The 14,195-nt window shown below is 53.8% G+C and carries 13 protein-coding genes; 6 read left to right on the top strand and 7 right to left on the bottom strand.

Annotation, left to right across the window (positions count from 1 at the left end; all coding sequences use genetic code 11):
* Positions 1 to 98 precede the first annotated feature (98 nt).
* The 5 genes from Z948_RS0106975 to Z948_RS0106955 all read left to right on the top strand — a co-directional run bounded on the left by Z948_RS0106975 (position 99) and on the right by Z948_RS0106955 (position 6,763).
* Positions 99 to 3,170, top strand: a complete 3,072-nt coding sequence (locus Z948_RS0106975) for an ABC transporter transmembrane domain-containing protein (RefSeq protein WP_025058847.1) — start codon at positions 99 to 101, stop codon at positions 3,168 to 3,170.
* Positions 3,170 to 4,066, top strand: coding sequence for a CPBP family intramembrane glutamic endopeptidase (locus tag Z948_RS0106970; RefSeq protein ID WP_025058846.1), 897 nt, complete (start codon positions 3,170 to 3,172; stop codon positions 4,064 to 4,066). Before Z948_RS0106975 ends, Z948_RS0106970 begins: the two co-directional genes overlap by 1 nt.
* A gap of 60 nt (positions 4,067 to 4,126) precedes the next feature.
* Complete coding sequence (accD, locus tag Z948_RS0106965) at positions 4,127 to 5,074, top strand: acetyl-CoA carboxylase, carboxyltransferase subunit beta (RefSeq protein ID WP_025058845.1); 948 nt, start codon at positions 4,127 to 4,129, stop codon at positions 5,072 to 5,074.
* A gap of 92 nt (positions 5,075 to 5,166) precedes the next feature.
* On the top strand, positions 5,167 to 6,441 hold the full coding sequence (locus Z948_RS0106960) for a bifunctional folylpolyglutamate synthase/dihydrofolate synthase (protein WP_025058844.1): 1,275 nt from the start codon (positions 5,167 to 5,169) through the stop codon (positions 6,439 to 6,441).
* Positions 6,442 to 6,556: 115 nt separating this feature from the next.
* Complete coding sequence (locus Z948_RS0106955) at positions 6,557 to 6,763, top strand: hypothetical protein (protein ID WP_025058843.1); 207 nt, start codon at positions 6,557 to 6,559, stop codon at positions 6,761 to 6,763.
* Here the strand turns inward: Z948_RS0106955 and zapE are convergent.
* The gene (gene zapE / locus Z948_RS0106950) at positions 6,760 to 7,821 is read right to left on the bottom strand and encodes a cell division protein ZapE (protein ID WP_025058842.1); all 1,062 of its coding nucleotides are present in this window, start codon (positions 7,819 to 7,821) and stop codon (positions 6,760 to 6,762) included. The genes Z948_RS0106955 and zapE overlap by 4 nt on opposite strands.
* A gap of 111 nt (positions 7,822 to 7,932) precedes the next feature.
* Here zapE and Z948_RS0106945 point away from each other — a divergent pair, with 111 nt between their 5' ends.
* Positions 7,933 to 9,168 (top strand): MFS transporter, encoded by a 1,236-nt coding sequence (locus Z948_RS0106945; protein ID WP_025058841.1) that lies wholly within the window; start codon positions 7,933 to 7,935, stop codon positions 9,166 to 9,168.
* 3 nt (positions 9,169 to 9,171) lie between these two features.
* Here Z948_RS0106945 and Z948_RS0106940 read toward each other — a convergent pair whose 3' ends face one another.
* The 6 genes from Z948_RS0106940 to Z948_RS0106915 all read right to left on the bottom strand — a co-directional run bounded on the left by Z948_RS0106940 (position 9,172) and on the right by Z948_RS0106915 (position 14,004).
* Complete coding sequence (locus Z948_RS0106940; protein ID WP_025058840.1) at positions 9,172 to 10,122, bottom strand: alpha/beta fold hydrolase; 951 nt, start codon at positions 10,120 to 10,122, stop codon at positions 9,172 to 9,174.
* Positions 10,119 to 11,039: an ornithine cyclodeaminase family protein gene (locus Z948_RS0106935; protein ID WP_025058839.1), complete on the bottom strand. Its 921-nt coding sequence runs from the start codon at positions 11,037 to 11,039 to the stop codon at positions 10,119 to 10,121. The genes Z948_RS0106940 and Z948_RS0106935 overlap by 4 nt, the downstream gene beginning before the upstream one ends.
* On the bottom strand, positions 11,036 to 11,656 hold the full coding sequence (locus tag Z948_RS0106930; RefSeq protein WP_025058838.1) for an HAD-IA family hydrolase: 621 nt from the start codon (positions 11,654 to 11,656) through the stop codon (positions 11,036 to 11,038). Before Z948_RS0106930 ends, Z948_RS0106935 begins: the two co-directional genes overlap by 4 nt.
* A gap of 53 nt (positions 11,657 to 11,709) precedes the next feature.
* The gene (locus tag Z948_RS0106925; protein WP_025058837.1) at positions 11,710 to 12,165 is read right to left on the bottom strand and encodes a YaiI/YqxD family protein; all 456 of its coding nucleotides are present in this window, start codon (positions 12,163 to 12,165) and stop codon (positions 11,710 to 11,712) included.
* Positions 12,162 to 12,947 (bottom strand): S-formylglutathione hydrolase, encoded by a 786-nt coding sequence (fghA, locus tag Z948_RS0106920; protein ID WP_245604599.1) that lies wholly within the window; start codon positions 12,945 to 12,947, stop codon positions 12,162 to 12,164. Before fghA ends, Z948_RS0106925 begins: the two co-directional genes overlap by 4 nt.
* A gap of 127 nt (positions 12,948 to 13,074) precedes the next feature.
* Complete coding sequence (locus tag Z948_RS0106915; protein WP_025058835.1) at positions 13,075 to 14,004, bottom strand: AEC family transporter; 930 nt, start codon at positions 14,002 to 14,004, stop codon at positions 13,075 to 13,077.
* Between the last annotated feature and the right edge of the window lie 191 nt (positions 14,005 to 14,195).

The following is a 14,195-nucleotide window of genomic DNA, read 5'->3' as shown; positions in this document are numbered from 1 at the left end:
CCTGCAAGGAGGCTGCTGCAAGCAATTGCGTCCTTCCTGCGCATTGTAATGCACCCTTCGGAAGCCTAGTTTGCGCAGAGACCCACCGGAGCCATTTCATGGATCGTAGCCTGTTTGCCTTTATCTGGAAGCACTCCAAGCCTCAGCAGATCATGCTGCTTGGGCTTACTCTTGTTACGTTTCCGTTTCTCTATGCGACGTTGGAACTACCCAAGAGGATCATCAACGATGCGATTGGCTCGGACAGTGCCATCGTAACCGTTATGGGCACAGAATTGAGCCAAATTGAGTTCCTTGCAGGGTTGTGTTTTTCATATTTGGGCGCGGTTTTGGTGCATGGTTTACTAAAGATGCGCCTGAATACGATGAAAGGGGTCGTCGCCGAACGTATGCTGCGCCGCTTTCGATTTGACCTGATTTCGCGGATGATGCGGTTTCCAAATCGGTATTTTCAGAACACATCCCAAGGCGAACTTGTCAGCATGGTGACGTCCGAGGCCGAGCCGATGGGAGGCCTAATGGGTGATTTTCTGGCCCAGCCGGTTTTCCAAGCGGGGCAAATGCTGATCATTGTGGTCTTTTTGTTTTTGCAATCTGTTTGGTTTGGGCTTGCCGGTGTCGCTTTGATCCCGTTGCAGGCCTATGTCATTCCAATGTTGCAGCGCCAGATTAACCTGCTGAACAAAGAGCGGATCAAAGAGGTGCGCCTGTTGGCTGCTGAAATCGGCGAGACAGCAGCAGGGATAACAGATTTGCGCACCAACGGTGGATGGCGGTTCCGTTTGGCGGGCTTTACCCATCGTTTGGGGCAGCTTTTTGATATCCGGTTCAAGATCTACCAAAAGAAATTCTTTATGAAGTTCCTGAACAACTTCATCACCCAGCTCACACCGTTTTTCTTCTATCTGGTGGGCGGTATTCTTGCGATCCAAGGCCAGATTACAGTGGGCGCGCTTGTCGCGGCTTTGGCCGCCTACAAAGACCTGAGCAACCCTTGGAAGGAGTTGCTGACCTATTACAACCAAACGCAGGATATGGCGCTGCGTTGGGAGATCGTGACCGAGCGGTTTAATCCGAGCGGTATGATTGATGAAAAGCTCTTTGAAGGCACGCCAGAGACGATCCCGCATCTGAAAGGTGATATTAGTCTGAAAAATGTGACGGTGCGCACGCTGGATGGTACCTCGGTACTGGAAAATCTGTCGTTGGAAATTCCCAAAGGTTCGCAGGTTGCTATCCAAACATCGTCCTTGGCCGAGCGCCGCGCAATAGCGGAACTATTGACCCGCGAAGTCGTGCCGACCCGAGGCAGCGTTTCCATGGGGGGGCACGACATCAGCGGACTTCATCAGGCGGTGATTGCTGCGCGCATTGGCTATGTTCAATCGCGCCCCTACCTGTTTCAGGGAACCCTTGGGGATAACCTGTTGATGTCACTTCGCACGTCACCCAAAACTGTTTTATGGGATCCAAACCGCAAGGATCGTTTTGGGATCGAGGCGCGGCGCTCTGGTAACAGTATGGATAGTTTGCAGGCGAATTGGCTGGATCCAGCCTTGGCCGAGTTGGAAAACATGCAGCAGGTCCACGCATGGTGGTTTGAGCTAAGCCATGTTTTGAATGCTGATGAAGGCATCATCCGTGGGATGTTGGATTCCCAAATGAATCCGGACCTTCATGCGGGTCTAGCCGAAAAGATTGTTGGGCTTCGGGATGAGGTCTATGCGAAGCTGGTTGAACGGAATCTGGACCATGTGGTGCACCGTTTCGACCCCGAAGCATTTAACCCCGCGGTCCCCTTGGGGGGGAACCTGTTGTTTGCAGCGCCCAAGGAAGACATCACCCAAGAAGGGCTGGCGGCTGAAAAAAACTTGCTTTCGATGATCGCTGAACAAGGTCTTGCCGAACAAGCTATCGCAATTTCCCAAACATTGATCGAAACGCTGCACCAAACATTCGGGATGGATGGGACAAACCACCCGCTGTTTACGGCTTTGGATATAGATGAGGCGCTATATGAACGTTTGGTCGACATTTCAGCGCGCCGCCGCAGCAGCGGGGATGGCGCGCTGAGTGAAGAGGAATTTGCACTGCTGCTCACGGTTCCTTTTGCGTTTACAGCCGAACAGATTGGCCCTGCATTTCCTGAAAGCTTTAAGGATGAAATTCTAAATATCCGCCGCCATCGGGCATCTGAATTGCGTAAATACGCCAAAGATATGTTTGTACCGATTTCACCGGAAACCTATTTGCCGCGGCTGACCATATTGGAAAACCTCATCTATGGCCGGATTTCTTCGGTGGCGGGTATGCAAGCGGATTTGGTTATGGATGCTGTTTCGGACGTATTGCGCGAAAATAATTTGCGTAGCGCCGTTGCCACAAACATCTTTGATGTTCCAACAACAATAGGCGGAACCAACCTGCCGCCTTCAATTCTGGAACGGGCTGCTTTCTCACGGGCTGGCATTAAACGCCCCGACGTGTTGGTCTTTGATCAGGCGTTCATTGATAGCGATCTGCTGGGCGCACGCGAGCGCCTTAAGGATCTTATGCCGGAGACGACTCAAATTTTTCTGAGCGACAATTTTGGCGACAATAACAGTTACGATATGTCGGTCGAGATCAACCATGGGCGCGTCAACGGGGTGGATAGCAGTGAAACCTACGAAAGCTCTGGCACAGTCTCCGAAGACCTGCGCCGAAAGTTGGAAGTGATACAACGCAGCGACTTCTTTCGCCCTCTAGAGCCACGCGCCCAACGGTTGTTGGCCTTTGCGGCGCAATGGTACGATGCTCCTGCAGGCAAGGCGATCTTCTCGGCGGGTGAACCTGCTGACGCAACCTATCTTTGCTTGTCGGGCAAAGCAGTGCTGACATTTAATGACGGTAACGAAATAGAACAGCCGGTTTCAACGATCGAGCCGGGGCGGGTTATTGGGGATTTGGCCGTGATCGTGCGAGAGCCGCGTCAGGCCAACCTAAAAGCCGTGGAGGATTCCAAATTCCTGCGGTTTGGCGCGGATGAATTCCGCTCTGTTATCGAAAACGACAAGGAAGTCCTGCTGAGCCTACTGCAAACAGTTGCGGGGCATCTTACGGGCGCCGCTTCCGTTATCCGAGAGGCGCGGCTTTCAATCCCAGAACCGACTTTTGAGGACAAAAGTTAGTGGCTCTATTTCCAGATTACCGTGCGCATATAATCCACTGCGCGGCTGCAAAAAGCCATTCAGAGGTTTGGCGGCTGGTTGTCGGCCTTTGCGTTATGGTTGGCGCCTATTTTGTCATGACCTTGGCCTATCAACTGGTGCTAAACGAATATGTGACCAAATACCCGAAATTCCAGACTGAACTGATGTCAGGAAGCACACCTTTGGCAATGTATGCTTTGCTGATGGGGTTTGCGCTGATTACTCTGGCTGTCTTTTTCGGCGTTAAAATGGTTCACCACCGTGATCCGCAGACTGTGTTTGGGCCAAAGATCCTTGCTGTGCCCCAGTTCTTTCGCGTCTTGGGGATGTTAGTCGCGCTGGGCGCTGTTCTTATGGTTTTACCACCCTATGGCATGGATGAGCCACTGGTACCGAACTTGCCGGTTGGGCGCTGGCTGCTTTTGTTGCCGCTTTCGTTGATCGCCGTTTTTGTACAAATCAGCGCCGAAGAGGTTTTCTTTCGTGGTTATCTACAACAACAATTGGGGGCGCGTTTCAAATCCCCTCTTATTTGGATGGTTCTGCCTTCTGCCTTGTTTGCGCTAGGTCACTATCAACCGAATGAGGCAGGGGATAACGCGGTTTTGATATTGCTCTGGGCGGGAGTTTTCGGCCTATTGATGGCGGATTTGACGGCCCGTTCGGGCACGATTGGCCCAGCTCTAGCGGTTCATTTTGTAAATAATATCTCGGCTCTTTTGATAGCTGCGCTACCTGATAGCTTGGGGGGGCTTGCGTTGTGGCATGCACCGTTCGGTATGAATGACGCGGCGCAATTGCGTGATTGGTTACCCGTAGATTTCGCTCTTATGCTGGTCAGCTGGCTTGCAGCGCGCCTCGCTTTGAGGCGCTGATTGCAATTCTGTCGTTAGCCCCTTATCTGGGTTGGAAACGTAACGTAACGAGGCGCCGGCATGAACTGGATCAACAACTACGTCAAACCTCGGATCAATTCGATCTTTTCGCGTCGCGAAACGCCAGAGAACCTTTGGACGAAATGCGACGATTGCGGGACCATGTTGTTCCACCGCGAGGTTAGCGAAAACCTGAATGTCTGCACGAACTGTGGCCACCACATGCATATCACTCCGCGTGATCGCTTTAGCGCCCTATTCGATGGCGGTGTGTTTAACGAGGTGAAAGTCCCCGCGCCCATTACGGACCCGCTGCAGTTTAAAGACCAGAAAAAATACCCCGACCGTTTGCGCGCTGCTCAGAAAAGCACCGAAGAAAACGAAGCGATGCTGGTTGCGACAGGTGAAATCGGCCGCACGCCGATCGTGGCCTGTGCGCAGGATTTCAGCTTTATGGCTGGTTCCATGGGGATGTATGTAGGCAACGCGATCATCGCCGCCGCCGAAGAAGCGGTGAAGCTGAAGCGTCCGTTGATCCTGTTTTCTGCTGCTGGTGGCGCGCGGATGCAAGAAGGCATCCTGAGCTTGATGCAGATGCCGCGCACGACAGTTGCGGTACAGATGCTAAAAGAAGCAAACCTACCCTATATCGTGGTGCTGACACACCCGACAACAGGCGGCGTAACGGCAAGCTATGCTATGCTGGGTGATGTTCACATCTCAGAACCGAATGCGTTGATCTGTTTTGCTGGCCCACGGGTGATTGAGCAAACCATCCGCGAACGTCTGCCAGAGGGTTTCCAGCGGGCTGAGTATTTGTTGGATCACGGTATGTTGGATCGCGTCACAGCGCGACCACAGATGCGGGATGAATTGATCACGATTACCCGTATGTTGCTGGGCCTTAGCCCTGCGGTACGGGGGGATTTACCACCGCCGTCCGAGGAAGCTGCGCAGGAAGAACCCGAGGACGCGGATATCCCTCTGGATGATGCTGAAGAGAAATAGAGGTTCTTTGTTCAATGGGGCTGTTTTTTTAGCTCGTTGAGTAATGTTCAAAATTCTCACCTTGTTACCTATCCCAGCAAAGGCCTTCCGAAATGAATACTTCGACCTCGGACGTGATCCTTGACAGGATGATGGCGCTACACCCAAAGATCATCGATCTGACGTTGGATCGGATGTTGACCTTGTTGGAGGCGCTGGGGAACCCGCAGAACAATTTGCCACCCGTTATCCATATTGCGGGGACGAATGGCAAAGGCTCTACTCAGGCGATGATCCGTGCAGGGCTCGAGGCGGCGGGTAAAAAGGTTCACGCCTATACCTCGCCCCACCTCGCGCGGTTTCATGAACGCATTCGACTGGCAGGAGAGTTGATCACCGAAGAAGCCCTGACCGAGGTTTTGGACGAATGTTATGCTGCGAATAACGGGGCGAACATCACCTATTTCGAGATCACAACCTGTGCCGCGATCCTAGCGTTTTCGCGCACGCCTGCTGATTATACTTTGCTAGAGGTCGGCCTTGGTGGGCGATTGGATGCAACAAATGTGATCGCCAATCCAGCGGCGACAGTGATCACACCAGTTGATTTGGATCACCAGCAATTTTTGGGTGAAACGCTGGCCGAGATCGCTGGTGAAAAGGCGGGTATCATCAAACGCCGCGTGCCCTGCATTGTTGGCCCACAACAAGAGGCAGGGCTGGACGTGATCGAAGCAGTTGCCGCGCGCAACCTTGCGCCGCTTAGCGTCTATGGTCAGCAGTGGCATGCCTACCGCGAAGCAGGTCGCATGGTCTATCAGGACGAACAAGGCCTGTTGGATTTGCCATTGCCGAACTTGCCCGGTTTGCACCAGGTACAAAACGCGGGCGGCGCGATCGCCACCCTGCGTTCGCTGGGTTTTGACAATCAAGCCTGCGAAGCTGCGATCACCAATGCAAAGTGGCCTGCCCGTATGCAGCGCCTGAAAGATGGCCCCTTGGTCAAGGCAGCCGGTCAGGCCGAACTTTGGCTGGATGGCGGTCATAACCCCGCAGCGGGCAAAGCGCTTGCCGCTGTTTTGGGAGAGTTGCCAGAGGTTCCAACCTATCTGATTTGCGGGATGCTAAACACCAAAGATATTACAGGTTATCTGCGCCCACTGTCCTCGTATGTGAGCGAGCTACACGCGGTTTCAATCCCAGGCGAAGCGGCTACGCTTCCGGCGGCTACCACTGCACAAGCGGCCAAAGATGCGGGGATGGCCGCCTTTGAGGCTGATAACGTCGATCAAGCGCTTGCAACGATCATAGATAAAGCCCCACAGGCGCGTGTTTTGATCTGCGGTTCATTGTATCTTGCTGGCAACATTTTGCGCCACAACCAGTAGTTATATTTAAAATGCAGATGTGTTGCGTTGACGAAGAGTCTTGCCGCACATTACGAGGGTAATAATACCGGATAGCGAATTCTGCGCGCAAAACCGGAAATCCTGAGGACCGAGCATGGAAAATACACGACCAGAGACGTCGGGGGCTGCCACCCCTAAATCTACATTTCTGCGACAAATGGTTTTTAGCGGTATCGCGCTAGGGATTATGGGTCTTGGAGGGTGGAGCCTTCTTGGACAATCCGCGCCTTATCACCCAGAAATGACTGCCGAAGAAGTGAGCCGTGACAACAGCCAAGAGCTGTTTAGCTTTAGCGATTAGGCGTCGCCCCAATCTTCGCTTTGCATTTCCCGCAGACGCGACGCTGTGCGCTCAAATTCAAATGTCCCTTCACCTTCCAGATATAACATCTCTGGTTCGGCTGCGGCTGAGCAAATGAAACGTACACGTGCCTCATAAAGGGCGTCGATAAGCGTTACAAAGCGCTTTGCCTCGTTAAAGTTGCTGCGGCCAAGGCTTGGGATATCGTCCAGCATCAGAACCTTTACCGCCTCAGCAACCGCAAGGTAATCCGCAGGGCCAAGGGGCTGTCCGCATAGGTCGTGAAACCGAGTGCGGGCAACTCCGTTCCTGAATTTGGGGAGAATAACCTCTCGGCCTTTAACCTTTAGGGTCAAAGGGGCGGCTTCTCCTCCGGCCAAATCATGCCAAACAGCGTTCATAGCTGCGCGGCTGTCTTCGTTTGAGGGGCTGAAATAGACGGTACTGCCAGCAAGGCGGTCTTGGCGGTAGTCGGTTGGGCTGACCAATTCGTGCAGGACCATCCGCTGTTTGATCAATTCGATAAAGGGCACAAACAGGTCTCGGTTTAGGCCGTGTTTATACAGATCATCTGGAATCCGGTTTGACGTGGTGATCACCACAACCCCATCGGCAAATAGCGCCTCAAACAAGCGGCCAACAATCATCGCGTCGGTGATGTCAGTGATCTGCATTTCATCAAAGGCCAGCAGCCGCACCTTGTCGCTGACATCTTTGGCAACGGGAGCAATTGCATCCTCAACCCCCGTTTTGCGGGCCTCATGCATGGCGGCATGGATTTCCTGCATGAAGGCGTGAAAGTGAACCCGACGGGCAGGAATATTCCCAAGGTTAGAGACGAATAAATCCATCAGCATGGATTTCCCGCGTCCAACGCCGCCCCATAGGTACAGCCCTTTGGGCGGTTCCGGCGCCTTTCGAAACAGGCTTTTCTTGGGGGGATTCATCAAGGCATCGCGAAGCCGGTCGAATTCAGGAATTACCGCTTCCTGAGCAGGATCAGCCCGCAGGGTGCCATCGGCAATCATTTGGTCGTAGAGGGTGCGCAGATCATTCATGGGTGTTTCCTACTGTGCACCAACGCCATTGAAAAGTGTGTGCATACAATCGATTTGTTGACGAGCCCTATTTGCTCACTCACCTTAGCCTAACCTAAACGGAGCATGCAGATGCAAAAGACACCTTTATTCTCGCCCGTGCTGATCGTCGGCTGTGTGATCATCATGGTCGGTTTTGCGATCCGCGCTTCTTTTGGTGTTTTTCAGATTCCCATTGCGGAAGAGTTTGGTTGGCTGCGGGCCGAGTTTTCGCTGGCGATTGCCATACAGAATTTGGCGTGGGGAGTAGGGCAGCCGATCTTTGGCGCTATTGCAGAGAAAATTGGCGACCGAAAGGCGATCATTATTGGGGCAGTCGTTTATGCCTTGGGTCTTATTCTATCAGCGGGGTCAGATACGCCAATTGCCCACCAAACCTACGCATGGTTGGTAGGGTTTGGTATCGCGGGGACAGGTTTTGGCGTCATCCTTGCGGTTGTCGGCCGCGCGTCTTCTGATGAAAACCGTTCGATGGCACTGGCGATTGTAACTGCGGCGGGCAGTGTGGGGCAGATATTTGGGGCTCCGGTCGCGGAATGGCTGCTGGGTATGATGAGCTGGCAGATGGTGTTTACCGTCTTTGCCGCGTTAATCCTGTCGGTGATCCTGTTGTTGCCCTTTATGCGCGCGCCTGTGCAGGCCGATAAGGCAGACCTCGAAGAGGCGATGGGGGCAATCCTTTTGCGCGCCTTCAAAGACCCCAGCTATACGTTGATCTTTTTGGGCTTCTTTTCTTGCGGTTATCAGCTGGCTTTCGTCACGGCCCATTTTCCTGCTTTTGTGACCGAGATGTGCGGCCCGATCCTTGCGGGTGGGGTGCTGCATAACATGGGGATCACATCCACCTCGGCGTTGGGCGCTGTTGCGATATCCTTGATTGGTGCTGCAAATGTCTGTGGCACGTTGTTGGCGGGCTGGGCTGGCAAGCGGTATTCAAAGAAATACCTGCTTGCGGGTATCTACACTGGCCGAACAATTATCGCAGCTTTGTTCATCATGCTGCCGATCACCCCGTTAAGTGTGATTATTTTCTCGATTACGATGGGGTCTTTGTGGCTGGCTACGGTGCCGCTGACCTCGGGGTTGATCGCGCATATTTATGGGCTGCGCTATATGGGTACCTTGTACGGGATCATCTTTTTCAGCCACCAATTAGGCAGTTTTGTCGGTGTCTGGCTGGGAGGGCGCATGTATGACGCCTATGGCAGCTACACGACGGTCTGGTGGATTGGTGTCGCCGTAGGGGCGTTCAGCGCGATCGTGCATTTGCCAGTCAAAGAAGACAGATCACAACCAGCACTTGCCTAACCCCTATTGGTCGTGGCCCCAATCGTCACCTGCGGGTAGAGGTAGGAAGCCGCCGATAAGGTCAAGAACCTGTTCGCTATGGGTGTAGGTTACGCCATGCCCCGCGTCTTCGATGACCTCATGGATGGCATTCCGGTTCCAAGCAGCAAGCTGGCCCATCGCGCTTGCGGGAATGGTGTCGTCTTCTTCTGCCCAGATTGCCAAGACGGGTATTTCGGCCTTTGCAATGCTAAGGTGTTCACCCTCCAAGGGGTGGCGCAAAATCCCGCGCAAACTGGACAGGACCGCAGGCAGAAAGCCTTGGTATTCCAGTTCGGCTTCTTGGGCTTGGGAAATTTGCGGTGGGGCGGTCCCGCTTTCCTGTTCGGCACGGATACCACTGCGAAGCTGCTTGGGGTAGGCGGCCAGCAACAACCAATTCCCAGCCAGTCCTTGGTCCTGAATAACGTGAAGCGGTTTGGAACTAGGCAGGACAAACCCTGCTGATGCTATCAAGATAAGCCGCCGCACACGGGTCGGAAAAGTTGACGCAAAACCCGCTGCAACCGCACCGCCCATCGAATAACCCATCAGGTGAAAGGGTTCCTCAACCTCGAGGTATTCTAACAGGTCATTCAGTTGATTGTTGAAGAACGCCTTGTCCTGCGCCCCGTGAGGGCGATCAGAATAACCGCGGCCATATAGATCATAGGTCAGCACCCGAAAGCCGTTGTCCACGAGCTCTTTTGCAAGCTCGCCCCAGACAAAGCTGGGACTGGTCAGGCCATGAACACAGACGATTAAGGGCCCATCAGAGGGGCCGTTCAGGCGGTAATGGGTCGTGCCCTGGCTCAGTTCTACAAACAGGCCAGGTGCTGATCCGCGCCTGCCGTCGTTCATCTGCGTGCGGTAGTGTTCAAGGGCAAAGGGCGCCGCAGCGATTGCCGCAAGCAGGAATAGGAAAATCCAGATCACGTGACCTTGCGCCACTGATCAAGGATATATTTGCTGGTCATCAAATCCAGATGCGCCCCGCCGCCGTTTTTACAGATGGTGATCTCATCGGCTGAGGTGCGTTTGAAGGCATCCAGATTGTAAAAATCGGCTATGATGTCTTCACGAGAGATGGCCCCAGCCTCAAGCGGTATTTTTAACTCTCCGATATGGCCGATTGTGGTGTCCACGCTGTCGACAAACAGGCGTGCACGTTGAAGGGCCTCGTCGTCCACTTCCCGCATGTCAGGGCGATAGGCGCCGATCAGGTCCAGATGCTGACCAGGTTGAAGCCAAGCGCCTTTGATCACTGGGTCAGTTGCCATCGTGGCGCTGCCGATAATGTCGGCAGATTTAATGGCGGTTTCCAAATCATCAGCCACCGAGACATTTGGCAATGTGGCGGCAAGCGTTTCGGCACTGGCACGGGTTCTGCTCCAGATCGTAAAGGAAGCATTCGGGAAAACCGCGCTGTAAGCTTCGTGCAGGGATTGTGCCACCGCACCAGCACCCACCAACAGGATTTTCGAGGCATCGGGCCGCGCCAAACGCCGCGCCGCCAGCAGGCTATCGCCTGCGGTTTTCCATTTGGTCACAAGGTGAAAGTCTATGATCGCTTCCAATGTGCCATCGGCATCGGAATAGAGACTAACCCCGCCGTTGATGTTGGGTTTGCCCTGTTTGGTGTTGTTGGGGAAAACCGTGGCTGACTTGACCGCCATACCCATGCCGTCAATCCATGCGGCACGGCTAAGCAGAGTGTCGGGATCACGGTATAAAAATGTGTCACCTATCTCGGCGCGGGCCAGTTTGTGACCTGCGGCCAATGCATCCGTCAGGCCAATCCAATCGAGAAGCTTTTCACCAGCCTCAAACGGGATAAAGGGAATGTTGCTCATACGGCCTCCTGTTCGGTTAACAAACCTGACGCCACCAATTTATCCGCCCAACCCTGAGGGTATTCGAATAGATGGGTTTGCCAGTTGCGATCTTTGGCGGCATTGATGTTGTCATGGCGATCATCGGTGAATAACAGCTCTGGGCCTGACAGGCCTGTGCCTTCCTCTAGCAATTCATAGATGCGCGCGGCGGGTTTGATAACCTGCATGTGCCCAGAGATGAAATCGCGGTCGAATTTGTGCAAAAAGCCGTATTTCTTGCGCGCAATGACCATCGTCTCAACGCCGAAATTCGTCAGGCTGAAAACAGGAATGCCTTTGGCCTGTAGCGCGTCCATCAAACGTTCGGAGTGGGGGATCGCAGGCGCGGCCATTTCGATCCAGTTGTCATGCCACAGCATAATTTCATCTGCCCAATGGGGATAGATCGCGGCGGTTTCGCGAATGACTTTGGTGAAATTCTCGCCTGTATCAACGCGATCGTTCATGCCGTGCAGGTCAATTTCAGCAAACATAGCGCGCCGACGCTCCTCACCGATTTGCGCGTCATAAAACCGCTCGGGTTGCCATTCGATGAGGACGTTTCCGATATCAAATACTACAGCTTTAGGTGTCATTCGAATTCTTTCTACTGGCTTGCAAGATCGCGAGGCGAACCCGCCACGACAGGTTAAGTTAGCTTTTGCGCGGCTCTGATCTCACGCTCTAACGCTTCTAGGAAGCGAGAGCGATCAGCCTTTGTAAACCCTTTTCCGCCCCCTTGGCGGAAGGGATCGGCAGCCCGTAAATCGGTCATTAGATCACGGGTGGCCAGAACATTTCCGATGTTGGCTTGGGTTAGGGCCTCGCCGTTGTGTTTGATCACTTTGGCACCCGCTTCGACACATTTGGCGGCCAAAGGAATATCACCAGTCACAACAACGTCGCCGCGGCCTGCACGTTCGGCAATCCACATATCCGCAATATCAGGCCCATCAGGCACTATAACAGTCTCTACAAAGGGGTTTTGCGAGGGGCGGAGCCCCCCGTTTGAGACAACAAACATCTTCAACTTATGGCGCGTTATCACGCGCTCGGCCTCTTCCTTTACGGGGCAGGCATCGGCATCAATGTAGATGGCCGTCATGCGGACCACAAAGCGTCAGCATGAAAGGTAACGTGGTCTTCCATGAAGGTTGCGATGAAGAAATAGCTGTGGTCATAGCCCGGCTGCATCCGGAACATCCCGTTCTGGCGGCGTTTGGCCATTGCCGCGCTTAGGGCTTCGGGCTGGAGCAGGTCGAGGAATTGATCGTCGGTGCCTTGGTCAATCAGAACGGGCCCATCAAACCCTTTTTCCTGCATCAGCAGCGTCGCGTCATGTGCAACCCATGTGCTTTCATCCGCGCCTAGATAGGCCGTTAGCTGCTTGCGACCCCAATCGCTGGCGATTGGGTGGGTGATCGGCGCAAAGGCCGAGACCGAGGTGAAACGATCAGGGAATGACATCGCAAGGGTCAGCGCGCCGTGCCCACCCATCGAATGCCCAGTGATCGATTGACGTTCCATATCCAACGGAAAGTTCTCGGCCAGCAAGGCAGGTAGTTCATCTGCGATATAAGTCCACATCTGGAAATGCGGTTTCCAAGGATCTAGGGTGGCGTTCACATAGAAACCAGCGCCTTGGCCCAGATCATAGGCCTCGTCATTGGCCACGCCTTCGCCGCGCGGAGACGTGTCGGGAAAGACCAAAGCAATGCCTTGCTCGGCGGCCCAAGCCTGTGCGCCTGCTTTGACCATTGCGTTTTCATGGGTGCAGGTGAGGCCCGACAGGAACCACAAAACAGGGACGGGGCCGTCTTTGGCCTCTGGCGGTAGAAATAGGGCAAATGTCATGTCGCATGCGCAGCTGCTGGAGGCGTGTTTTATGACGTGTTGTGTGCCGCCAAAGCAGGCGTTGGACGAGATCGTTTCCATTGAAGGCTCCTTTGCGGGTGTTGATTATGGCTAACCAGAGCGGGGGCCTAGGGCAAGGGCTCTGTTTGCTCAAATTGGTTTAGGGTGTCGACAGCCAAGCAATCCACATGCTGACCGTAACGATGCTGAACGCAGTAGAAATAAGGATCGCAGCAGAGGCCCGTTGGGGTGCCACACCATAGTGTTGCGCAAGGATGTAAACATTGCCGGCAACAGGTAGCGCTGCCGCAGAAATAACCACACTGGCTTTATAGGGATCGACCTTGAAAAAGACAAAGCAGGCAATTGCAACAAGCAGGGGATGCACAACCAGTTTACTAAAGCTAAGCCACCCTGCCACGGTCAACCGCTCAGCGGATTTGGATGCCAGCGAAGCCCCGATGGCAAACAGCGCACCGGGGGTCGCGGCAGCACCAAGCAGCGCCAGAAATTCATTCATTGGCGTAGGGATAGGGATGCTCAGGCTGGACCAGACTAGCCCGAGGGCCATGGCGACAATCATTGGATTTTTGAGCAGTCCAAGGCCTACGGTACGCAGGACTGCAATGCTCATCCTGCCGTCGCGGGAACCGGTGATTAGGATTACAATTAGGGAGGAGAAAACAATCAGATCAACCGCAAGCGCCAGCATCACGGGGCCAATCGCCTCTGGGCCCAGCAGTAGGGTCAACATCGGGACGCCAAGGAAGCCCACGTTGCCGATCACCGCACATTGCGCCTCCATCGCTGTAACTTCGATGCTTTGATTGCGGTAAAAGCCGATCAGCGTTGCAATGCCATAGGCAAAGGCGGTGCCCCATAGGTAGGCAACAACCAATCGTGTATCCCAGACTTCGGCGAGTGACAGGTTTGCAGCAAAGCGAAACAGCATCGCCGATAGCGCAAAGTAAAACACAAATTTGGTGAGATAGGCCGTGGCTTCGGCGGTGAAAAACCGCGTGCGGCCCGCCAAATAGCCAAGACCAATAATGGCAAAAAACGGAAGCGTTTTTAGAAAGATAGCTAACATGGTTGCTAGTTAACTTGAGTAGGAAATGCTTGCTAGTAAAAACCAAACCTTAAAGAAGCGGGAAATGGCCAAACCGACACAGATAGAAACGGGGGGGCTATGGCTCCGCCGATCATTCAGCAGTATCAATGCGAAGAGACTGGTCAATCTTGGCGGGATGATGAAAACTCGGGCCAAGAAATTAATGGGGT

Source organism: Sulfitobacter donghicola DSW-25 = KCTC 12864 = JCM 14565, from assembly GCF_000622405.1.
In the GTDB taxonomy this organism is placed as follows: domain Bacteria; phylum Pseudomonadota; class Alphaproteobacteria; order Rhodobacterales; family Rhodobacteraceae; genus Sulfitobacter; species Sulfitobacter donghicola.
Note: the sequence above shows the minus strand (reverse complement) of the source record. Positions and strands in the feature narration are given on the sequence as shown.